This window comes from Devosia beringensis (assembly GCF_014926585.1).
Lineage (GTDB): Bacteria > Pseudomonadota > Alphaproteobacteria > Rhizobiales > Devosiaceae > Devosia > Devosia beringensis.
The window spans coordinates 2,904,970-2,924,535 of record NZ_CP045422.1; the positions used below are offsets into that span (position 1 = coordinate 2,904,970).

At 63.9% G+C, this 19,566-nt stretch carries 21 protein-coding genes; 6 read left to right on the plus strand and 15 right to left on the minus strand.

Translation table 11 applies throughout. The features are described 5' to 3' along the window. Positions 1-3 precede the first annotated feature (3 nt). From GDR53_RS14150 to GDR53_RS14160, 3 genes are read right to left on the minus strand one after another with little or no spacing between them, the layout of a single operon-like run. Positions 4-1,599 (minus strand): MlaD family protein, encoded by a 1,596-nt coding sequence (locus GDR53_RS14150; RefSeq protein ID WP_193335109.1) that lies wholly within the window; start codon positions 1,597-1,599, stop codon positions 4-6. Between the two features lie 3 nt (positions 1,600-1,602). Next, positions 1,603-2,394, minus strand: a complete 792-nt coding sequence (locus GDR53_RS14155; protein WP_193335110.1) for an ABC transporter ATP-binding protein — start codon at positions 2,392-2,394, stop codon at positions 1,603-1,605. 3 nt (positions 2,395-2,397) lie between these two features. Then, complete coding sequence (locus GDR53_RS14160; RefSeq protein ID WP_193335111.1) at positions 2,398-3,264, minus strand: MlaE family ABC transporter permease; 867 nt, start codon at positions 3,262-3,264, stop codon at positions 2,398-2,400. Here GDR53_RS14160 and GDR53_RS14165 point away from each other — a divergent pair, their 5' ends adjacent. Further along, the gene (locus tag GDR53_RS14165) at positions 3,265-3,594 is read left to right on the plus strand and encodes a hypothetical protein (protein WP_193335112.1); all 330 of its coding nucleotides are present in this window, start codon (positions 3,265-3,267) and stop codon (positions 3,592-3,594) included. Positions 3,595-3,639: 45 nt separating this feature from the next. Here GDR53_RS14165 and GDR53_RS14170 read toward each other — a convergent pair whose 3' ends face one another. The 7 genes from GDR53_RS14170 to GDR53_RS14200 all read right to left on the minus strand — a co-directional run bounded on the left by GDR53_RS14170 (position 3,640) and on the right by GDR53_RS14200 (position 8,924). Continuing rightward, on the minus strand, positions 3,640-4,086 hold the full coding sequence (locus GDR53_RS14170) for a molybdenum cofactor biosynthesis protein MoaE (RefSeq protein WP_193335113.1): 447 nt from the start codon (positions 4,084-4,086) through the stop codon (positions 3,640-3,642). A 2-nt stretch (positions 4,087-4,088) separates the two neighbouring features. Further along, positions 4,089-4,340 (minus strand): MoaD/ThiS family protein, encoded by a 252-nt coding sequence (locus GDR53_RS14175; RefSeq protein ID WP_193335114.1) that lies wholly within the window; start codon positions 4,338-4,340, stop codon positions 4,089-4,091. Beyond that, positions 4,337-4,903 (minus strand): CDP-diacylglycerol--glycerol-3-phosphate 3-phosphatidyltransferase, encoded by a 567-nt coding sequence (gene pgsA / locus GDR53_RS14180; protein WP_193335115.1) that lies wholly within the window; start codon positions 4,901-4,903, stop codon positions 4,337-4,339. Before pgsA ends, GDR53_RS14175 begins: the two co-directional genes overlap by 4 nt. A 114-nt stretch (positions 4,904-5,017) precedes the next feature. After that, entirely contained in the window at positions 5,018-6,091 is a 1,074-nt protein-coding gene (locus GDR53_RS14185) for a 3-deoxy-7-phosphoheptulonate synthase (protein ID WP_193335116.1), read from the minus strand. 222 nt (positions 6,092-6,313) lie between these two features. Continuing rightward, positions 6,314-7,114 (minus strand): ABC transporter permease, encoded by an 801-nt coding sequence (locus GDR53_RS14190; RefSeq protein WP_193335117.1) that lies wholly within the window; start codon positions 7,112-7,114, stop codon positions 6,314-6,316. Positions 7,115-7,116: 2 nt separating this feature from the next. Further along, complete coding sequence (locus GDR53_RS14195; RefSeq protein ID WP_193335118.1) at positions 7,117-7,923, minus strand: ABC transporter permease; 807 nt, start codon at positions 7,921-7,923, stop codon at positions 7,117-7,119. Beyond that, positions 7,920-8,924, minus strand: a complete 1,005-nt coding sequence (locus GDR53_RS14200) for an ABC transporter ATP-binding protein (protein ID WP_193335119.1) — start codon at positions 8,922-8,924, stop codon at positions 7,920-7,922. Before GDR53_RS14200 ends, GDR53_RS14195 begins: the two co-directional genes overlap by 4 nt. A 292-nt stretch (positions 8,925-9,216) precedes the next feature. Here GDR53_RS14200 and GDR53_RS14205 point away from each other — a divergent pair, with 292 nt between their 5' ends. The 3 genes from GDR53_RS14205 to GDR53_RS14215 all read left to right on the plus strand — a co-directional run bounded on the left by GDR53_RS14205 (position 9,217) and on the right by GDR53_RS14215 (position 13,010). Continuing rightward, positions 9,217-10,380, plus strand: a complete 1,164-nt coding sequence (locus tag GDR53_RS14205) for an ROK family transcriptional regulator (RefSeq protein WP_193335120.1) — start codon at positions 9,217-9,219, stop codon at positions 10,378-10,380. Between the two features lie 479 nt (positions 10,381-10,859). Next, positions 10,860-12,608 (plus strand): methyl-accepting chemotaxis protein, encoded by a 1,749-nt coding sequence (locus tag GDR53_RS14210; protein ID WP_232846631.1) that lies wholly within the window; start codon positions 10,860-10,862, stop codon positions 12,606-12,608. Positions 12,609-12,671: 63 nt separating this feature from the next. Beyond that, on the plus strand, positions 12,672-13,010 hold the full coding sequence (locus GDR53_RS14215; RefSeq protein WP_193335122.1) for a hypothetical protein: 339 nt from the start codon (positions 12,672-12,674) through the stop codon (positions 13,008-13,010). A gap of 152 nt (positions 13,011-13,162) precedes the next feature. Here GDR53_RS14215 and uvrC read toward each other — a convergent pair whose 3' ends face one another. Further along, complete coding sequence (gene uvrC, locus GDR53_RS14220; protein WP_193335123.1) at positions 13,163-15,052, minus strand: excinuclease ABC subunit UvrC; 1,890 nt, start codon at positions 15,050-15,052, stop codon at positions 13,163-13,165. Then, positions 15,049-15,849: an SDR family oxidoreductase gene (locus GDR53_RS14225; protein WP_193335124.1), complete on the minus strand. Its 801-nt coding sequence runs from the start codon at positions 15,847-15,849 to the stop codon at positions 15,049-15,051. The genes uvrC and GDR53_RS14225 overlap by 4 nt, the downstream gene beginning before the upstream one ends. Positions 15,850-16,108: 259 nt before the next feature. Here GDR53_RS14225 and GDR53_RS14230 point away from each other — a divergent pair, with 259 nt between their 5' ends. Further along, positions 16,109-17,032 (plus strand): DMT family transporter, encoded by a 924-nt coding sequence (locus GDR53_RS14230; protein WP_193335125.1) that lies wholly within the window; start codon positions 16,109-16,111, stop codon positions 17,030-17,032. On the opposite strand, the gene GDR53_RS14235 is transcribed toward GDR53_RS14230, so the two are convergent. The 3 genes from GDR53_RS14235 to GDR53_RS14245 all read right to left on the minus strand — a co-directional run bounded on the left by GDR53_RS14235 (position 17,033) and on the right by GDR53_RS14245 (position 18,519). Further along, positions 17,033-17,428 (minus strand): DUF2177 family protein, encoded by a 396-nt coding sequence (locus GDR53_RS14235; RefSeq protein WP_232846632.1) that lies wholly within the window; start codon positions 17,426-17,428, stop codon positions 17,033-17,035. It abuts the gene before it with no gap. Positions 17,429-17,529: 101 nt separating this feature from the next. After that, positions 17,530-18,000, minus strand: coding sequence for an SH3 domain-containing protein (locus tag GDR53_RS14240; RefSeq protein WP_193335127.1), 471 nt, complete (start codon positions 17,998-18,000; stop codon positions 17,530-17,532). 96 nt (positions 18,001-18,096) lie between these two features. Further along, positions 18,097-18,519 (minus strand): MarR family winged helix-turn-helix transcriptional regulator, encoded by a 423-nt coding sequence (locus tag GDR53_RS14245; protein ID WP_193335128.1) that lies wholly within the window; start codon positions 18,517-18,519, stop codon positions 18,097-18,099. A gap of 144 nt (positions 18,520-18,663) precedes the next feature. Between GDR53_RS14245 and GDR53_RS14250 the strand changes: the two genes are divergently transcribed. Continuing rightward, complete coding sequence (locus tag GDR53_RS14250; protein ID WP_193335129.1) at positions 18,664-19,563, plus strand: LysR family transcriptional regulator; 900 nt, start codon at positions 18,664-18,666, stop codon at positions 19,561-19,563. Positions 19,564-19,566: the final 3 nt, after the last annotated feature.

A 19,566-nucleotide genomic window follows, 5' to 3' on the forward strand; every position in this document is an offset into this window, starting at 1 on the left:
GTCCTACCTCTTGTTGTATTCGCGAACGGTATCGCCGCCAAAGATCAGACCCTGAGGATTGCTCTCAAGGTTGCGCACCACGCGGTCGAGCCGCTGCAGCGTCGCCCGCGCTTCCTGAGCCAGCGAGGCATAGCCCGGCAGGCCGTTGGACGTGAAGTTGTTCAGGCCGGCGGCGATGCCGGCAGTGCTGACATTGAGCTGGTCGGCCAGTTCGCGGATCGATACGGCCGCAGCGCTGATCTGTTCAAAGACGCCTTCGCCTTCCGCATTGGTAACCGAACTGTCGACCTTGGCGAGAATTTCGTCAACCTTGCCGGCGGAGCCAACCAGGGAGGACGAGACTGTGTTCAGGTTGTCGACGATGGTGTCGACGTCTTCGGACTTGTCGCCAAGGCTGGTGGTGAACTCGTCGACATTGCCCAGGACGCGGTTGATCAGCTGCGGGTCGATCTGGGCGGCGACCTGATTGATCTTGAGCACGGCCGGGTCGAGATTTTTCACCATGGTGGTAATGCCTTCCGACAGGGTGCCGGTGGCCGCGAAGAGGCTGTCGATTTCTTCGGCATTGCGCGCCAGGCTGTCGGTGAAGGTGGAAACATCGGCGACCACCGCGGCGACCTTTTCGGGCGGCACGGAGTCGAGGATATCCTGGAGCTGGGAGGTCATCCCGCCAACCTTGCCCGACACGTCATCGACATTGGCGACGATGCGGCTGACCGCCTCGGGGTCGATGGCGGCGGTCACGGCGTCAATACGCTCAACGCTGCCCGACAGCGATGCGCTCATCGTGGTCAGGTCGCTGGACAGGGTCGAGGCGGCATCAAAGAAGGCATCAACCTTTCCGGCATTGCGCGACAGGGTGTCGCTGAACGAGGCGATGTTGTCGACGACCTGCGTGACCCGTTCCGGCGGAATTGAATCGGCCAGTTCGCCCAGCTTGGTTGACAGCGCGCCGATCTGCTCGGCCATTGGCCCCACCTGCTGGCCGGCCTCGGCGATCGTGGCCAAGGCATCCTGGACGCCCTCGGCATTGGCGGCCAAAGCATCGGTGAAGGTGGTGACGTTGCTGATGGTCTGGTTGAGCTTTTCGTCATTGGCATCAAGGAAGCCATTGAGACGGTCTACGGCGGTGGCCGTGCCGTTGATGGTGGTCGAGAGGCCATCAAGGATGGACTGGAAATCGGAGACCTTGGCATAGAGGGTGGGGACGTCGCGCCCCGGCTCGGTGGTCGGCGGGCTGGCATCGGCGGAGCCACCGGACAGCTGCAGCGAGCCCACGCCCGTCAGGCCCTGAAAGCCCATCAGCGCCTTGGTATTGGCCTTGATCGGAATGGAGGCGTCGATTTCGATGCGTGCAATGACGCGATTGATGTCGGCAGGATCGAGATGTACGGTCCTGACCTGGCCGATCTTGATGCCGTTGAACTGCACCTCGGTGCTCGGGCTGAGACCGGATACCGTCCCGGTGAAGATGATCTCGTATTCCCGCGTCTCGATATTGCTTGAGGGACCGGCGAACCAGTAGACAAAACCGAACATGGCCACCAGGACAGCAATGGCGATGGCGCCGACGATAGCGTAATTTGCCTTGTTTTCCATGGTTCAGCCTTCGGTGTTGTGGGCGCGGGGGCCGTGGAAATATTCCCTGAGCCAGGGCTCGGAGGCGGCACGCATTTCGCTCAGCGTGCCGGCCTTGAGCAGCTTGCCATCAGCCAAAGCGACGATGCGGTCGCAGGCAGTTTCGAGACTATCCAGATCGTGGGTGACCATCAGTACCGAAAGCCCCAGGGTATTGCTCAGCGTCACGATCAACTCGTCGAACTTGCCCGCGCCAATCGGATCAAGGCCAGCGGTGGGTTCGTCAAGAAACAGAATTTTCGGATCGAGGGCCAAAGCGCGGGCCAGGGCCGCGCGCTTGATCATGCCACCCGACAGCTGGGTGGGGAAGGTGTAAGCCGCCGAGGCCGGCAGGCCGACCAGATCAATTTTCATGCGGGCGATCTCGCGGCGCAGACGCGGCGACATGTCGAGATGCTCGCGCATGGGGAATTCGATATTCTCCATCACATTGAGCGAAGAGAACAGCGCGCCCTGCTGGAACAGCACGCCCCAGTCGCGCCGCAGCAGCTCGCGCTCGCGCGGGGTCAGGCCGGAAAACGGCCGGCCAAAGACGGTGATTTCGCCGCGCTGATGCGGGATCAGCCCGGCCATGGCCCGCATGGTGACGGTCTTGCCGGAGCCGGAGGGGCCGATCAGCCCGAGAATTTCGCCACTGCGCAGCTCAAAGCCCAGCCCGTCGATGACCTTGACGGGGCCAAAGCTGACGGCCAGATCATCGACGGTCATGGCCGACGCGCCGGAGGGGGAAGCGAAAGCTGAAGCGGTCTGGTTCATGGTCTAGAATCCGATCGCCGCAAAGAAGATGGCGAACAGGCCGTCGGCGACGATGACCACGAAGATCGATTTGACCACCGACGAGGTGGTGCGGCGGCCCAGAGACTCCGAGGAGCCGCGTACCTTCATGCCTTCAACCGCGGCGAGCAGGGCCACCAGCAGGCCCATGAACGGCGCCTTGATCAGGCCGACCGACAGACTGGTCATGCTCATGGCGTCGCGCAGCCGCAGGATGAAAACGTCGATGGGGATATTGCCATAGGCCTTGGCCACCAGAATGGCGCCGGCCAGACCCGCCATGGAGCCGATGAAGGCGAGCAGGGGCAGGCCGATGATCAGCACCAGGGTGCGCGGCAGCATGAGCGCCTGGTAGGGATCAACGCCCATGACGCGCAGGGCATCGAACTCCTCGCGGATGCGCATCGAGCCGATCTCGGCGGTGATGGCCGAACCGGAACGACCGGCGACCATGATGGCAGCCAGCAGCACGCCGATCTCGCGGAACATCAGGATGGCGGCCAGGTCGACGACCAGGATCGTGGCGCCGAAATTGCGCAGCTGCAGGATGGTCTGCTGGGTGATGATGGCGCCCACCACCAGAGAGATCAGCGCCACGATGGGAATGGCGCGCAGGATGATCTGTTCGAATTGCTGCACGAAGCTGGCGAGACGCAAGGGCGCGCTGCCGGTCACGGTGTGGCCGAGCGCGGCCAGCAGCCGGCCCTGGGTAAAATTGACGGCGACAAAATCGTCAGCGGCGGCCATGACGAAGCCGCCCACACCCACCAGGGGCGCCAGGAGACGGTTCTGCTGTGGCGGCGGGGTCGGCTTTACCGGCGTGTACTGGTTGATTCGCTCGAGCAGCGTCACATGCTTGTCCGAGCCGCCGACCAATTGGCGGGGATTGCCACCCTCACCGCGGTGCAATTGGGTGAGCAGCCAGGCGCCGGTGGTATCGAGGGCACCAATACCGCTTATGTCTATGGTTGGACTGGCATTTTTGGACAGGGTAGCGGTCAGGTCAGCGACCTCGTGTTCAAGTGCGCGCGCATTGCTGGAGATCCAATCGCCGGAGCAGCGGACTGGCTGATCCGCGCCCTGCTGCGCCACATGCTCGATATATTGACCCATCAGACCTGCAAATGCCGCTTTGAACGTCATGCTAATAGCATGTTCTGGCCACATTTGGGACAGTGGTGAAGCACTAACGCGTCAATGTGAGATTGGTTCGCCGCCGGCACGCGGTTATTTCCAGCGGGCTCTGGCACGGTCGTCATCGGCGTGTGCGGCGACCCAATGGCTGCCCTCGGGCCCAGTCTCCTGCTTCCAGAACGGGGCATCGGTCTTGAGGGTATCCATGAGGAATTCGGCGCCGGCGAAGGCCGCGACGCGGTGGGCCGACAGCGTCATGACCTGGACGATCGGCTCGCCGGCGGCCAGGGCGCCGTATCGATGGATCACCGTTGCTGCCAGCAGCTCAAAGCGGGTGGTGGCGTCGTCGACAAGGGTCTGCAGCTGGTTGATGGCCAGCTCGGGATAGCATTCGAGAGTCAGGGTGGTGACCGGCGTGTCCGGGGTGGAGCGGACGAGGCCGGTGAAAGTCACCACGGCGCCGGCGCCGTCAGCGGCGACGAGGAAGGCATTGGTTTCGGCGCCCGGATCGAAGCGCTCCGTGGTGACGCGGACGGGCATGGTCAGCCCCCGGTCATGGGCGGGAAAAAGGCGATGACGCTGGCGCCGGCAATGGGGGTGTCATGGGGGACCAGCCGGGCGTCGCGCGCCGATTTGATCAGGCTGCGCTTGGCGACGGCATGGGCAAAGGCCTCGTCGCGGTCTGCGAGCCAGTCGATGAGATCGGCAATGGTGAGCACGGAGGCGGGCGGGGAAACCTCTTCGCTGCCGCGGTTGAGCCGTTCGCGCAGCCAGGCGAAGTAGAGGATCTTCACTTGGCATTGCCCGACAGATGCGGCCAGCTGGCGGCCAGATATTGCCAGCCGGTCCACAGGGTCAGGGCGCCGGCCAGCCAGAGCAGGACATCGCTGAACAGGCCGAAGCCGGGGACAATGCGCTCGAACAGCACGACGGCGAGCGCTACCAGCTGGACCGTGGTCTTCCACTTGGCCAGCTGGCTGACCGGCAGCACGACCTGGGTGTTGCCGAGGAATTCGCGCAGGCCGGGGATGAAGAATTCGCGGAACAGGATGGCGCAGGCGGGGATCATGTCCCAGCCGGAAAAGCTGCCGTCCCAGGCCAAGACGGCGATCAGGATGCCGACCAGCAGCTTGTCGGCAATGGGATCGAGCATGCGGCCAAGCGGGGAATACTGATCCCAGGCGCGGGCCAGATAGCCGTCGAGCCAGTCGCTGGCGGCGGCCAGTACAAACAGCACCAAGGCGAAGATACGCATGGTCAGGTCGCCATCCATCACGAGCCAGGCAATCGGGATGATCGCCAGGATGCGGGCGATGGTGATGATATTGGGGACGAGCAGCAAAGGGTTCTTGGCCATGGGGGGACTGAACAGAATTGCCGGGGAAGGGTCAAGGGCCCGATGGGGCGCCATGACGGGCATTTTACCCGCCCCCGGGCTGGGGGCGGATAGATTGCGCGGACGAGCGTCGCTTCAGGCCACGGCCTGATTGGTGGCGGCGCGGCGGGCGGTGACCGCGTCGGCCAGGGCGGTCAGAGCAATGACGGTGGTGTCCCAGTCGATGCAGCCATCGGTGATGGACTGGCCATAGGTGAGCGGCTGACCGGCAACGAGGTCCTGGCGGCCGGCGACGAGGTTGGATTCGACCATGGTGCCGATGATGCGGCGATCGCCATTGGCCAGCTGGGTGCCGATATCGGCCAGCACGAGTGGCTGGTTTTCCGGGTTCTTGGACGAATTGGCGTGGCTGGCATCAACCATGATGGTGGCGGGCAGGCCGGCTTTAGCCGCAGCGGCAGCAGCAGACTCGACGCTGGCGGCGTCGTAGTTGGGCGCTTTGCCGCCGCGCAGGATGATGTGGCAATCGGCATTGCCGGTGGTCTGGGCAATGGCCGAGCGGCCCGATTTGGTGACGGCGAGGAAATGGTGCGGCTGGCTGGCCGAGGCGACGGCGTCCAGCGCGATGCGGACATTGCCGTCGGTGCCGTTCTTGAAGCCGACCGGGCAGGAGAGACCGGAGGCCAGTTCGCGGTGGATCTGGCTTTCGGTGGTGCGGGCGCCGATGGCGGCCCAGGAGACGAGGTCGGCAATATATTGCGGCGTCGTCATGTCGAGGAATTCGCAGGCGGCGGGCAGGCCCAGATTGGCGATGTCGAGCAGCAAAGCGCGGGCCGTATGCAGGCCCGCATCGATGTCGAAGCTGCCATCGAGATTGGGATCGTTGATGAGGCCCTTCCAGCCGACGGTGGTGCGGGGCTTTTCGAAGTAGACGCGCATGATGATCTCGATCCGGTCGCCCAGGGTTTCGCGCAACGCCAGGAGGCGATTGGCATAATCGAGCGCGGCGGCGGGATCGTGGATGGAGCAGGGGCCGACGACGACGGCAAGGCGGTCATCGGTGCCATTTAGAATATTGTGGAAGGCGTGGCGGGCGCTGATGACGGTGCGGGTGGCGGCATCGGTGCGCGGGTGCTGGCGCATCACCTCAATGGGGGTGGTGAGCTCCTTGATGGCAGTGATGCGCAGATCATCGGTCGATTTCAACATGGCGGCTTTCCTCGGGGATTTTTCGGGGCGAGGCGGCCATAAAAAAAGCCGCCTCAAGGGGGGCGGCTGGCTTCGGGTTTGGTCGTATCTTGGGAGATCAGAACAAGCGCGCGGTAGCCTCCGCCGGGAGCGGATAGCTAAAATACCAAAACGAATAGGTGGCGGCGGTGCGGATCATGGGCCGATTTGTAGCGCGGGATTTTGAGGCTGTCGACTCATACTTTAGCCGCCTGCCCCCTGATAGTTGCGCAGGCACCAGCGCCAGTGCGCCATGGCGATCAGCACCATGACCGGGCCGGCCAGCAGGCAGGCGGGGCCGGCCCAGTCGCCCAGCAGGGGCACGGGTTTGCCCAGCAGGACAGCGACGGGGACGGAGCTGATAAAGCCGAGCGGGGCAAGGGTGATCAGCAGGAACTGGATGGGCACGGGAAAGATGGTGACCGGGTAGCGGGCCAGCTCCCAGAAGCCGAAGAAGATCGAATAGAGGTGGCGCGAGCGCACCCAGACAAGCGCAGTGGCGCCGATCATGGTCATCAGGCAACAGACGACCGTGGCGCCGCTGAGAAGGGCGGCCATGAAGAACAGCATGGCCGGCAGCGACCAGACGATGTCGACGGCGGTCAGGGCCCAGGCCATCAGGCCGAGGGCGAGGACGATGTGGCCGGCATAGCCGATATTGAGACCGGAAAAGACCATGTAGACCCAGGTGCTCACCGGCTTGACCAGGATGGCATCCATGGTGCCCTGGCGCACCAGATCCTCCATTTCGCGGAATTGGGTGAAGCTGAACGAGGCGCCGAGCGAATAGGTCAAAAGGTGCACGCTGAGCAGCAGCGCCATATCCGACCAGGTCCAGCCGCCCAGCATGCCGAAGCGCGTCACGATCAGGGCAATGGCCGTGTACATGGCGCCATAGGAGGCGAACTGGGAGACCCAGCCCAGGACCATGGCGCCGGGATATTCCGCCTTGGTGCGGATAAACATGGCGACCAGTTCGCGCATGAGGGTGAGGGTGCGTGCCATGGTCAGCCGCCCTGCAGGATCAGGCGGTGGCGCGCCCTGGACCACAGCCAGGCAAGGGACAGCAGCAGCGCGGCAAGCCAGCCGAGGCCAAGGGCAAAATACAGCAGGGTCTGGGCCGGGTCGAGCTTGCCGAGATAGACCGCGGCTGGATAGTAGGAAATCCAGGCAAAGGGCAGGTGGCCGGCAAAGGCGGCCAGCCAGCCCGGGAAGAACCAGAGCGGCACCAGCCCGCCCGACAGCAGCGTCATGATGGCATTGAAAAACCAGTCGATCGACTGGGCCGTCATCAGCCAGAAGGCGGCGAGGCCCAGCAGGGTGGCGAGGGCGAACAGCAGCATGAAGGACAGCGGCCAATAGGCGAGGAAGGCGAGGCCGTGAAAGAGGCTGGCGGGCGGCAGCAGGCCGAAGACGAGGCCGATGATCAGCGCGACCGGCAGGGTAATAGCGACCAGTTCAAAAAGGAAATGGCCGAGATGGCTGGCCAGCAGATAGGCCGGATAGTGTAGCGGCTTGAGCAGGTAGACGGCGACGTCGCCGGAGCGCACCGCGGTGTCGACCTCCCCGAGCAGTCGGGAATAGTCCCAGTAGAGCAGGGGGCCCGCGAGCAGGGAGTAGGTGATCATTTCGGGCAGGGTGACCCCGGCAAACATGGCGGTACTGGTGGCGGCGCCATAGATCGAGACCCAGATGGCGATGCGGGCGAAGATGAAGACCAGGTCGCCAAAGGCGCCGGCCCAGATGGTGTGGCGATAGGCCAGGCGCGCCTGGAGGGCGTTGACGGTGAAGGCGGAATAGGCCGCCGCTCTCATGGCGTGGCTGCCGCCTGGAGCGGCTTGTTCTGGTAGAAGGTGCGGATCACCTCCTCGATGGCCGGCTCGTGCAGGGCGACGTCCTGCAGATCGTAACCGGTGCCCAGCTCGGTCAGGACGTCCAGGATCGAGGTGGTCTCGCTGTCGAGCAGGAAATGCTTGGCGGCGCCCTCGTCGCTGACGAGCCGCGCCGTGGTCAGGGTGATGGGGCCCGGATCGCTACCGAATTCGAGACGCAGGCGGCGGCGGGAGCCCAGGGCGCTGCGCAACTTGCTGAGCTCGCCGTCGAACAGCAGCCTGCCGTCATCGACCATGATCAGCCGCGGGCAGATCTCCTCGATGTCCTGCAGGTCGTGTGTGGTCAGGATGATGGTGGTGCCGCGCTCGCGATTGATGCGGGCGAGGAACTTGCGGACCGCGTCCTTGGCGACGACGTCGAGGCCGATGGTCGGCTCGTCGAGGAAGAGGATCTTGGGATCGTGCAGCAGGGCCATGGCGATCTCGGCCCGCATGCGCTGGCCCAGGCTGAGCTGGCGCACCGGGCGGTCGAGATAGTCGGCCATGCCCAGCATGGTGGTGAGAAAGGCCAGGTTGTCGGCAAAGCGGGCCGGCGGCACCTCATAGATGTGCCGGTGCAAAGCGAAGCTGTCGCGCACCGGCAGGTCCCACCAGAGCTGGCTGCGCTGGCCGAAGACGACACCGATATCGCGGGCGTTGAGCATGCGCTGGCTGTGCGGCTCGCGGCCGAGGACACTGATGGCGCCGCTGCTGGGCACGAGGATGCCGGTCAGCATCTTGATCATGGTCGACTTGCCGGCGCCATTGGGGCCGAGATAGCCGACCGCCTCGCCGGGGGCGATGGCAAAGGAGACGTCGGTCACCGCGTGCACTTCGGTGAACTGACGGGAAAACAGGCTGCACAGGGCGCCCCCCAGGCCGGGCAAGCGTCTGGCCTGGCGGAACGTCTTGGCGACGCCGCTGGCGGTGATGATGGCGGACATGGCGGGCCCTCTGAGGCGGCCATGGTTAGCCGATTCTTGGGGCGGGTAAACAGGTTGTGATCGTGTGGGCGTGCGGAAGCGGGAAGCGTGGCTTCTCGAGAGACCGGACCCACAATCATGGACCTCGGCCGGTGGCAGAGCACGGACTGCCTGACCCATCCTCTGGCCGTCGGCGCGCCGAACGGTAGTGCTTTTGCCCGATCGTAATTGTCGTTAATGATGCGAGAATCCAAATCAGAACGAGACGTCGAAATGACACCCATATGATCATAGCTGAGCGATGGTGGACCGCATGCTTCGCATAGCCCGCTCGGTGGATCAGGCGGTTGTTCGACATGCCAACGAACGCGCGGTGCTGACAGAGGTCGCGCTGCATCCCAATCTGTCGGCAGCTGCCATCGCAAAAAGGCTCAACCTGGGTTCTCAGACCGTGGGGCGCATCGTCGGCGATCTGGTGGAAAAGGGTTTCGTGTCCCTCGGCGAAACCGTGGTGTCGGGCCGGGGCAAGCCCGCAACGCCCATTCATACGAACCGCGACGCGGCATTCGCGATCGGCTGCGAGATCGGGCTTGAGCACAGCGAGCTTGTCTTGATCAATATCTGGGGTGAGGTGCTCGGGTCGCACCGGTGGAATTACGTCATCGGCGAGCCCGCTCAACTGCTCAAGCAGGTCGTTTCGATCGTCGAACTGCTCACCAACATCGTGCCAAACGCAGACCGCTCGCGCATTGCAGGATTGGCGCTAATGTCGCCGAGAAATATCGCCCACCAGATCAGGCGCATGGGTGTTGGCGAAGTCCTTGCGGGGCATTGGGCTGCGGTTGATCTGGCCACGGAGCTAGCCCTTGCCACGGGCCTGTCGGTGACCCCCTACAATGACGGAAACGCAGCCTGTTGGGGTGAACTGGCCAAACTGCAGGCGCCTCGCCCGGGCCGCATCTGCCACGTCCTGCTGTCCACCTTCGTCATCGCCGGCGTTGTTGCCGATGGTCGTCTGCTCGAAGGCAAGTCTGCCGACCTTGGGGCAATGCTGATTCCGGATGAGCACGGCCGCCTCGCCCAGCTTCACAGCGTGGCAGGACTGCAAGCCTTACTGGAGCACCCTCTGGCAAGCGCCGCGGCAATCTTTGGCACCGACCCGCTCGAATGGGATTGGGATGCTCTGGAACCGGCCGTGGCCAGTTGGGTGGACTGCGCCGGAAGGGCTCTGGCGCTAGCGGTCGTCAGCGCTGCCGCTACCGTGGGCTGCGAATTGGCCATTATCGACGCAACACTGCCGCGATCAGTCACCGAGCGTCTCGTCGCTAGTGTGAGCGCCAACTTAATAACCATGCCTAGCCCGTCCCTGGTTGTTCAGAAAGGACGGGCAGGATCTTCCGCGCCTGCGCGCGGCGGGGCAATGCTGTTGCTGTATCGACGTTTCTTCTCCGGCGAATGGGAACACTTCGACCTGTAAAGCCGAATTATCCTCTCCGTGAGTGTAATTCACGATATCCTACAAACATCACTACTGTGATTTCCCGACGGCAACGTTTTTCCGCTGCCGCCGCATTAAATCTGTATTTGGGTGAGTGGCAGTGTCCGGCATGCCGGCGCCGCTTCACGGGACAGGTATCTGCCATGCCAACCCCAATTGAAAGCGGCATAAACGCTTGTAGCAACTGTCTTGTCGGCGACCCGCCTGCACGTGGTCGTTTCCTGGCCCCGCTTGAGGTGCCACCGGCAATCTTGCCGATAATTTGAATTAAGATGGGCACCAACCTATCCCACGCGAATTAATTCCGCTTAGGAGTTTATTTAAAAATTTCGGGCTATATGTCAGCTAATGCACCCTCAAAGAGGAAAAATGCCTTGGCACTTTTTGTATCACGATCAAAGATAGTAGCGGCGCAGGCCGATCATGCGGCGCTTGACGCACTCTCTCGCTCTCAGGCGATGATTGAGTTCAGCCTCGACGGCACCATCATGACGGCCAACGGCAACTTCCTGTCGGCAATGGGCTACGAACTGGCTGAGATCCAAGGAAAGCACCATTCCATCTTTGTCGAGCCCGACTATGCAAGGTCTGCCGAGTACAAGGAATTCTGGAGCCGACTGGGTCGCGGCGAGTTCGATGCTGCCGAATACAAGCGCATCGGCAAGGGCGGCAAGGAAGTCTGGATCCAGGCGTCGTACAATCCGGTGCTGGATGCGGCGGGAAAGCCCGTCAAGGTGATCAAGATTGCCACGGATGTGACGGGCCAGAAGCTGGTCAATGCCGACCGGACCGGGCAGCTGGCGGCGATTTCCAAGTCTCAAGCCATCATCGAGTTTGATCTGAACGGCACCATTCTGACGGCCAACGCCAATTTCTGCGCGGCCCTGGGCTACCGGCAGGACGAGATCGTCGGCCAGCATCACCGGATTTTTGTCCGGCCGGAGGAGGCCGCGGCCAGTGAATACCGCGAATTCTGGAGCAAGCTGGGGCGTGGTGAATTCCAGGCCGCCGAATATCTGCGCATCGGCAAGGGCGGCAAGGAAGTCTGGATTCAGGCGTCCTATAACCCGATCATGGACATGAACGGCCGCCCCTATAAGGTCGTCAAATTCGCCACCGACATTACTGCCCGCAAGGCCGCCGTGACCATGATCGGCGCCGGACTGGCGCGCCTGGCCGAGGGTGACCTGACCGTCCGCATCGACACGCAGCTGGTCGGCGAACTCGATGATGTTCGCCGGGCCTTCAACGACACGGTGGAAAAATTTGCTGGCATTGTCAGCCAGCTGCGCGACACCTCCTCGATCCTCAAGACCGCGACGGGCGAAATCCTGTCCGGCGCCAATGATCTTGCCGAGCGCACCACACGGCAGGCCGCCGCCATTGAAGAGACCAGCGCCGCCATGGAGCAGATCGCCGGCACGGTGCAGGAAAATGCCACGCGCAGCGAGGAGGCCAGCCAGACCTCGCATGCGGTATCCGAGGCTGCCGCCAGCACGGGCGAGGTTATGAGCGAAGCCAATCTGGCGATGGAGCGGATCTCCCTCTCCTCGTCGAAAATATCCAACATCATCGGCATGATTGACGACATCGCCTTCCAGACCAACCTGCTGGCGCTGAACGCCTCGGTGGAAGCCGCCCGTGCCGGTGATGCGGGCAAGGGCTTCGCGGTGGTGGCCGTCGAAGTGCGGCGTCTGGCCCAGTCGGCCGCCAGTGCCTCGGCCGACGTCAAGGTGCTGGTCGAACAGTCCGCCACCGAGGTGGCAACCGGCTCCAAACTGGTCTCGAACGCGGCTGCCAAACTCAATGCCATGGTAGAAAGCGTCCAACAGAGCAGCAGCCTGATCGCCCAGATCGCCAGCGCGACCCAGGAGCAGTCCACCGCCATTGGCGAGGTCACCACAGCGGTGCGCGAGATGGACGAGATGACCCAGCACAATGCCGCTTTGGTCGAGGAAATGAACGCCGCCCTGGAGCAGACCGAAACCCAGGCCCGCGAACTCGACGAGATCGTGGAGGTGTTTGTCGTCGACGACAGTGTACGCGTCACCCGGCCACAGCCCAAGGCAGCACCCCGGCCAGCGGTCCGCCCCGCAGCCAGAACCGGCAATGACGTCAAGGCCTTGCAGGCCCGTGCCGGCCAGGCGGCCAAATCCTACGGCGTGCAGGGCAATGCGGCGATCAAGCAGGACTGGAACGAGTTCTAGGCCGGGCCGGCCTTTCCCGTTGCCATCAAGCGATCGATACGTCTTAGACCCGCGAGCGTCGCCATGTCCGCTGAAGTTGTAGATTTTGTTGCCAGACTGTCGGCGATCAAACGGGGCCTGCAAGTTGCCCAGGATGCTAGGGCCGCTGCTGAAGTCAGCGCGCTCTACCATGACATTGAGAGCAGTCATATCGACCACGGTCCGTCGGGTGGGGTTGATCTGATGGACCTGCAGTCGGCCCTATTGGAATTGCGGGCCGAACTGGTCAAGAAGCAGGCCGAGCTTGGCAGTGACGGCATGGATATGTTGAACGCGATCCGCATTGGCGCGCAAGCCGAGGTGATCATGCTCGGTCTCACCAGGCTGGCATCGGAAATTGCTCGGCTGGAGCGGACAAATTAGCTCTCAAGCGGTCTGCATATTCGTTGAAACAGGAGCTGCGACAGTGCCGGATGGATTCTGCGGAATTCCCTCACTCACCAGCGGCAGATATTCCGTCTGATTTGCCAGCGACATGCCCGTCCCCTACCGGCACCATATCTACCTCGCCCGCCTCATCCCGCCCGGTTGAAATGATCATAGATCAGCTGCGCCATGGCCGCCGAGATGCCAGGGACGGCCTGTAAATCCGTCAGGCTGGCGCGGCCGACAGCCTTTGCTGAGCCGAAATGGGCCAGCAGGCTGCGCTTGCGGGTGGGGCCGATGCCGCCGACTTCGTCGAGCGGATTGGAGATCTGCTCCTTCTTGCGCTTGGCGCGGTGGGTGCCGATGGCGAAGCGATGGGCTTCGTCGCGCAGGCGCTGCACGTAATAGAGCACGGGATCACGGTGCGGCAGCATGAAGGCCTCGCGGCCCTCCATGAAGAATTTTTCGCGGCCGGCATCGCGCTCCTCGCCCTTGGCGATGCCGATGAAGGTCACCTCCTTGGGCAGGTTCATTTCGGCGATGACGCCGCGCACGGCGCTCATCTGGCCGGCGCCGCCATCGATGAAGACGACATCGGGCCAATCGGGCATGCCGGTGGCCGGGTCCTGGGCGTCGGCATCGCTGTCACTGGTCAGGCGGGTGAAGCGGCGGGTCAGCACTTCGCGCATCATGCCGAAATCGTCGCCGGCGGCGATGTCGGATTTGATGTTGAAGGTGCGGTAGTGCTTTTTGGAAAAGCCCTCCTCGCCGGCCACGACCATGGCGCCCACCATATTGGTGCCCGATATGTGGGAATTGTCATAGGTCTCGATGCGGCGCGGCACGTTGTCGAGGCCGAAGGTTTCGGCGACGCCTTCAAGCAGGCTGCGATTGGTGGCGCCTTCGGCGAGCTGGCGGCCGAGCGCCTCACGGGCATTGGTGAGGGCGTGGTTGACCAGGTCGCGCTTTTCGCCGCGCCGGGGCATTTCGATCTGCACCTTGCGGCCGGCGCGGCTGGCCAGGGCCTCGGCCATGAGGTCGGGCTCGGCCAGGTCGTGGCTGAGCAGGACGAGGCGGGCCGGGGTGCGGTTTTCGTAGAACTGGGCGATGAAGGCCTCGAGCACTTCGGCATCGGTGAGGCTGGCATCGGCGCGGGGGCGATAGGGGTAATTGCCCCAGTTCTGGAAGGCGCGGAAGAAGAAGACCTGGACGCAGAACTGGCCGCCCTCGTGATGGATGGCAAAGACGTCCGCCTCTTCCACGGTCTTGGCGGTGGCATCGCCCTGGGACTGGACGAGGGCGAGGGCGCCGAGGCGGTCGCGGATCAAAGCGGCGCGCTCGAAATCGAGGTTTTCGGCGGCCTCGGTCATCTCGGCCTGGAGATGATCGCGCACCTTGCGCGACTTGCCGGAGAGGAACTGGCGGGCATCTTCGACGAGGCCGGCATAGTCTTCGAGGCTGATCTCGCGGGTGCAGGGGGCGGCGCAGCGCTTGATCTGGTGCTGCAGGCAGGGACGGGTGCGGGCGGCGTAAAAGCTGTCCGAGCAGTTGCGGAGCAGGAAGGCCTTTTGCAGGCTGGCAATGGTGCGGGCGACGGCGGTGGCGGAAGCAAACGGGCCGAAATAGTGACCGGGGCGGCGGCGGGTGCCGCGATGCTTGGTCAGCTCGGGTGCCTCGTGATCGCCGGTGATCAGGATATAGGGGAAGCTCTTGTCGTCGCGCAGCAGCACGTTGAAGCGCGGCTTGAGCCGCTTGATCATATTGGCTTCGAGCAGCAGGGCTTCGGATTCAGTCTCGGTGCGGACGAATTCCATGCCGACCGTGGCAGCGATCATGCGCTGCAGGCGGATTTCGAGGGCTTCGGGGCGGGTATAGTTGGTGACGCGGGCCTTGAGGTTGCGCGCCTTGCCGACATACATCACCGCGCCTTCGGCATCGAGCATGCGATAGACGCCGGGCGCCGCGGGCAGGGTGCGCACGAAATCGCGGATGACGGCGGGGCCGCTGGGCGGTGGGGTGGTGGGCGTGTCGTCGGTCATTTGGGCCTAGTGGGGGGCAGGCGGGGCGTGGGGCCGCGGCGGGTGGGATATTCGAGATGGCGGCCGCCATCAAGCGCCAGCATCTGGCCGGTCATGGAGGGGGTGGACAGCAGCATCAAAACGGCCTGGGCAATGTCGTCGGGGCCGGCATGGGTCTGTAGCGGCAGTGCGGCGATGCCGGCGTCGAAAGCGGCCTGATCCTGGCGGCTATGCGGCAGGACCGGGCCTGGACCCACCGCATTGACGCGGATGGCGGGCGCCAGGGTCTGGGCCAGGGTGCGGGTGGCGGTCCAGAGCACGGCTTTGGAGAGGGTGTAGCTGAAATAGGCTGGCGCGGGATGGAGCACGCGCTCGTCGATGATGTTGACGATATTGCCGCGCGTATCGGCCGGGAGCTGGGCGGCGAAATCGCGGGCGAGGAAGATCGGGGCTTCGGCATGAATGGCGAAGTGGCGATCCCAGAGGGCTTCGTCAAGGTCGGTGGCGCTGTCGGGCTCGAACAGGGAGGCATTGTTGACCAGCGTGGTGAGCGGGCCGAAATGGCCGGCAGCGGCGGCGATGAGGCCGGCGCGCTGGGCCCGGTCGGTGAGGTCGGCCTGGGCGATGGCGGCGCTGCCGCCAGCGGCGATGATGGCGTCGCGCACGGCGGCGGCGCCGCCGGCATCGGAGCGATAGTGGATGATGACGGCATGGCCGGCGCGCGCCAGAGCCTGGGCAATGGCGGCGCCGATGCGGTCACCGGCGCCGGTGACGAGCGCGACGGGGCGGGGAGTGGATGGCGTGGCTGGATGGGTCATGCTGGCAACTGGAACCTGAGGGGCGGACCATAGGCCGCTTTGAGGGGATTGTTCAACGTGTAGCGGTGGATATGACGCATCGGCTGGCAGGGTGATGCCCGTGGCATGCTGACAGGATGCGGCAGCAGCGGTGGCCACGGACGGGTGCAGGTTTGATGGCGAATGGCATGGTCAAAGCGCGCGCAGTGCGATAGCGATCTTGTGTCCTGACCGGCACGGCCTGCCGGGATGCCGTTCCACCAGGTGTGACACCAGAATCATGTCCATTGCTGCCATCGATACCCGCACCGACAATGTCGGGCGGGCCATTGCGCTGACGCTGTTCACCGTGGCGGTGTTCGGGGTGCAGGACGCCATTTCCAAGCATCTGGTGCAGAGCTATTCGCCGTTCCAGGTGACGATGATGCGCTATTGGGGCTTTGCGGCATTTGCGCTGTTCCTGGTGCTGCGGCAGGGCGGCTGGCGGCAGGCGCTGAGCTCGAAGGTGCCGGGCTGGCAGGTGCTGCGCGGGAGCCTGCTGATCATCGAGATCTGGTTTTTCGCGCTGGCGCTGAAAACCGTGCCGTTGGGCGAGCTGCAGGCGATCTCGATGGTCTATCCGCTGCTGGTGACGCTGTTCTCGATCCCGCTGCTGGGCGAAAAGGTCGGGGTGTTTCGCTTTGTCGCCGTGGGTGTGGGCTTTGCCGGCGCGCTGATCATCGTCCGGCCGGGTGGCCTGCCGATCGATGCAGGGGTCGGCTTCGCGGTGATCTCGGCAGTGCTCTATTCGCTCTATATCGTGCTGACGCGCAAGGTCAGCCAGTTCGACCGCGCGGCGACGAGCCTGGCCTATACCGGGATCATGGGGCTGCTGCTGTCGAGCGCGGTGGGGGTGTTCTTCTGGCAGCCCATGGCCTGGCCGGATGTGGCGCTGATGGTCACCATGATGGTGACGACCTGCCTGGGGCATGGATTGATGATCTATGCCCTGTCGATGGCGCCGGCCAGCACGGTGCAGCCGTTCAACTATTTTGCCCTGCCCTGGGCCATCGTGCTCAGCCTTGTGGTGTTCGGTCACTGGATCGACCCGATCTCGCTGGTCGGCGCCGGCATTGTGGTGGCGGCCGGCCTGGTCGTCATGGCGCGCGAGCGCATCCGGGCCGTCAAAATCGTTGACGGCCCGATCCTGCCCGGTCGCGAATGATCAGGCGAAGAACCTGGAAATCCAGACGCCGCCGGCCGCGCTGACACCGGTGAGGAACGTGCCCCAGGCCATGTCGACGGCGGCCACGGTGGGGGTGAAGCCCTGTACGGTGGACAGATTGGTCAGGTCATAGGTGCCATAGGCAACAAAGCCGAGCACGGCGCCCATGACCAGGGCCTTGACCACATCGCCCTCGGCCGGCGCGGCGACCAGGGCGACCACACCGACCAGATAGGCCAGGTAGAACAGGCCGGCGATGACCAGGTTGGGATTGGGCAGCAGCAGGTCGCCCAGCTCACGCTGGTAGAAGCCCTTGCCCATGGTGGAGAGCCAAACGAAATCGAGGGGGAAGAAGATCAGCGCGCAGGCGCCGTAGAGGATGAGATATTTGGTCACGATGGCGGCTCCTGACAGCATTGGTTGGCCTTGCTACGCGCCAATCGCCCGGCAGGATCACCGGCAGAGCGCCGCCCCCGAAGGAGCGGCGCCGGGAGGGCTCAGTTGCCGACGCAGAAATAGCCGTTCGGGCCATTGACGCAGACGCTGCCGCCCGAATGCGGGGGATAGCTTGGATAGGCCGGATAGACCGGATAGACGGGTGTGGGGCGCGGGGGAACCGGGGGCCAGTAGCCGGGCCGCGGCGGGCGCGGCGGCGCCCAGTGATCATAGCCGTCATCCCAGCGATCGTAGTCGTCATAACCACCATATCCGCCCTGTGACAGGTAGCTGGCCGAGACCCAGCCATCGGGGCCGCGTCGTTCGACAAAGCACCAGCTGCCGCGGCACTGCCGGACGTCGACCTGGTCGCCGCGGCGCAGGGTATCGATGACGCCGTAATGCGTGCCGGGACCGGAGCGCACATTGACGTTGCCGGTGGCATAAGCGGGGGCGGCATAGGCAGCGGCGGCGCTGGCCACAAGCGCCAGGACGGCCAGGCCACCGGTGATGATCTTCTTGCTCAGAGCCATTGTGATCTCCTTATCCCTGATAGGCGTTTCAAGCCTGTGGATGCAGATAATACCCTGGCGCCTGAACCCAAGCTGAATGGCGCGTGGGGTTGGCGGTCAGAAGGTGAGCAGATCGACGAAACGCTTGAGCCGCTCGCCCAGCTTCTTGCGCTGCTTGGGCTTGAGTTCGCCCATCAGCGCTTCCTCGAGCTGGGCCCAGTGATCGGCCAGGCTATTGCGGATGCGCACGCCGCGATCGCTGAGCGCGACGCCATTGGCCAGTTCGGGACCCACAGCCTGGCGGGTGACGAGCCCCCGCTCGATCAGGCGCGACAGACGGTCGGCCAGGCCGGCATCGGACAGGCCCAGTTCGGCGGCCAGATCGCTCTCGGTGGCGCCGGCACGACCGAGCTCGAACAGGATGGCGTCATCGCCCGGTTCGAGGCCCCGCTCGGCCAGCGGCAGCAGCAGGGCGCGATGGGCCAGCTGGCCGGCCTGGATCAGGCGGTAGAGCGTGGAACGGGATGAGGGTTTGGACATGAGTGGGAAAATAGTCCGAACTCCTTGTGCGCGTCGATTGCGGTTCCAGTCTATCGTTAATCGTGCAAGGACCAAGGCCGGATATTGTTCACCTGATGCAGGTGAGTTATGACTGGATTGCAATGATCTGGTGAACATGGTGGCATGACGCAAGACCTCGCACGCATTCGCGCCTTCGTTCAGGTCTTTGATTCCGGAGGCTTTTCTGCCGCCGCGCGGCAGCATGGCCGCTCCAAGGCGCTGCTCAGCAAATATGTCACCGACCTTGAGGACTATCTGGGCGTCCGCCTGATGAACCGGACCACGCGCAAGCTCAGCCTGACCGAGGCGGGCGAGGGCTACTATCGCGAGGCCAGTGCGCTGCTGCAGCAGCTCGATGACCTGGACGCCACCATTACCGACCAGACGGCCGAGCCGCGCGGATTGCTGCGGGTTTCGGCGCCGCGCAATTTCGGCGAGGACACGCTGGCGCCGGCCATTTTTGAGTATCTACGCAAGCATCCCAAGGTGACGCTCGATCTGCGGCTGGAGGATCGCTATGTCGATCTGGTCGATGAGGGCATCGATGTTGCCCTGCGGATTTCGACACTGGCCGATTCCTCGCTGATTGCCCGCAAGATCGCCAATATGCATGTCATCGTCGGGGCGGCGCCGGACCTGCTCAAGCGCCATGGCACGCCCAAGCATCCCGAAGACCTGCGGCAGGTGCCCTGCATCGTCGACGTCAACCTGCAGGGGCAATCGAACTGGCGCTTTGTCGAGGATGGCAAGACCATTTCGGTGCCGGTGAACGGGCCGTTGCGGGTGAATTCGCCGCTGGCGGCGCGCAAGGCCGCCATGATGGGTCTCGGATTTGTCGTATTGCCGTCCTATCTGGCCGAGCCGGTGATCGCCACCGGCGAACTGGTGCCGGTACTGACCGATTTCCTGCCGACCGGACAGACGCTGCAGGCGGTGTATCCGCATCGCCGGCATCTGGCGGGCAAGGTGCGGGCGCTGATCGATCATCTGGTGGACTGGTTCCAGACCCACCCCGTTCACTAGGAT

Excerpts from the sequence above, each read along its gene's own strand:
- GDR53_RS14150 (WP_193335109.1), bottom strand. The coding sequence starts at position 1,599 with ATGGAAAACAAGGCAAATTACGCTATCGTCGGCGCCATCGCCATTGCT.
- GDR53_RS14155 (WP_193335110.1), bottom strand. The coding sequence starts at position 2,394 with ATGAACCAGACCGCTTCAGCTTTCGCTTCCCCCTCCGGCGCGTCGGCC.
- GDR53_RS14165 (WP_193335112.1), top strand. The coding sequence starts at position 3,265 with ATGCTTGTCCGAGCCGCCGACCAATTGGCGGGGATTGCCACCCTCACC.
- GDR53_RS14170 (WP_193335113.1), bottom strand. The coding sequence starts at position 4,086 with ATGCCCGTCCGCGTCACCACGGAGCGCTTCGATCCGGGCGCCGAAACC.
- pgsA (WP_193335115.1), bottom strand. The coding sequence starts at position 4,903 with ATGGCCAAGAACCCTTTGCTGCTCGTCCCCAATATCATCACCATCGCC.
- GDR53_RS14185 (WP_193335116.1), bottom strand. The coding sequence starts at position 6,091 with ATGTTGAAATCGACCGATGATCTGCGCATCACTGCCATCAAGGAGCTC.
- GDR53_RS14190 (WP_193335117.1), bottom strand. The coding sequence starts at position 7,114 with ATGGCACGCACCCTCACCCTCATGCGCGAACTGGTCGCCATGTTTATC.
- GDR53_RS14195 (WP_193335118.1), bottom strand. The coding sequence starts at position 7,923 with ATGAGAGCGGCGGCCTATTCCGCCTTCACCGTCAACGCCCTCCAGGCG.
- GDR53_RS14200 (WP_193335119.1), bottom strand. The coding sequence starts at position 8,924 with ATGTCCGCCATCATCACCGCCAGCGGCGTCGCCAAGACGTTCCGCCAG.
- GDR53_RS14205 (WP_193335120.1), top strand. The coding sequence starts at position 9,217 with ATGCTTCGCATAGCCCGCTCGGTGGATCAGGCGGTTGTTCGACATGCC.
- GDR53_RS14210 (WP_232846631.1), top strand. The coding sequence starts at position 10,860 with ATGATTGAGTTCAGCCTCGACGGCACCATCATGACGGCCAACGGCAAC.
- GDR53_RS14215 (WP_193335122.1), top strand. The coding sequence starts at position 12,672 with ATGTCCGCTGAAGTTGTAGATTTTGTTGCCAGACTGTCGGCGATCAAA.
- uvrC (WP_193335123.1), bottom strand. The coding sequence starts at position 15,052 with ATGACCGACGACACGCCCACCACCCCACCGCCCAGCGGCCCCGCCGTC.
- GDR53_RS14225 (WP_193335124.1), bottom strand. The coding sequence starts at position 15,849 with ATGACCCATCCAGCCACGCCATCCACTCCCCGCCCCGTCGCGCTCGTC.
- GDR53_RS14230 (WP_193335125.1), top strand. The coding sequence starts at position 16,109 with ATGTCCATTGCTGCCATCGATACCCGCACCGACAATGTCGGGCGGGCC.
- GDR53_RS14240 (WP_193335127.1), bottom strand. The coding sequence starts at position 18,000 with ATGGCTCTGAGCAAGAAGATCATCACCGGTGGCCTGGCCGTCCTGGCG.
- GDR53_RS14245 (WP_193335128.1), bottom strand. The coding sequence starts at position 18,519 with ATGTCCAAACCCTCATCCCGTTCCACGCTCTACCGCCTGATCCAGGCC.
- GDR53_RS14250 (WP_193335129.1), top strand. The coding sequence starts at position 18,664 with ATGACGCAAGACCTCGCACGCATTCGCGCCTTCGTTCAGGTCTTTGAT.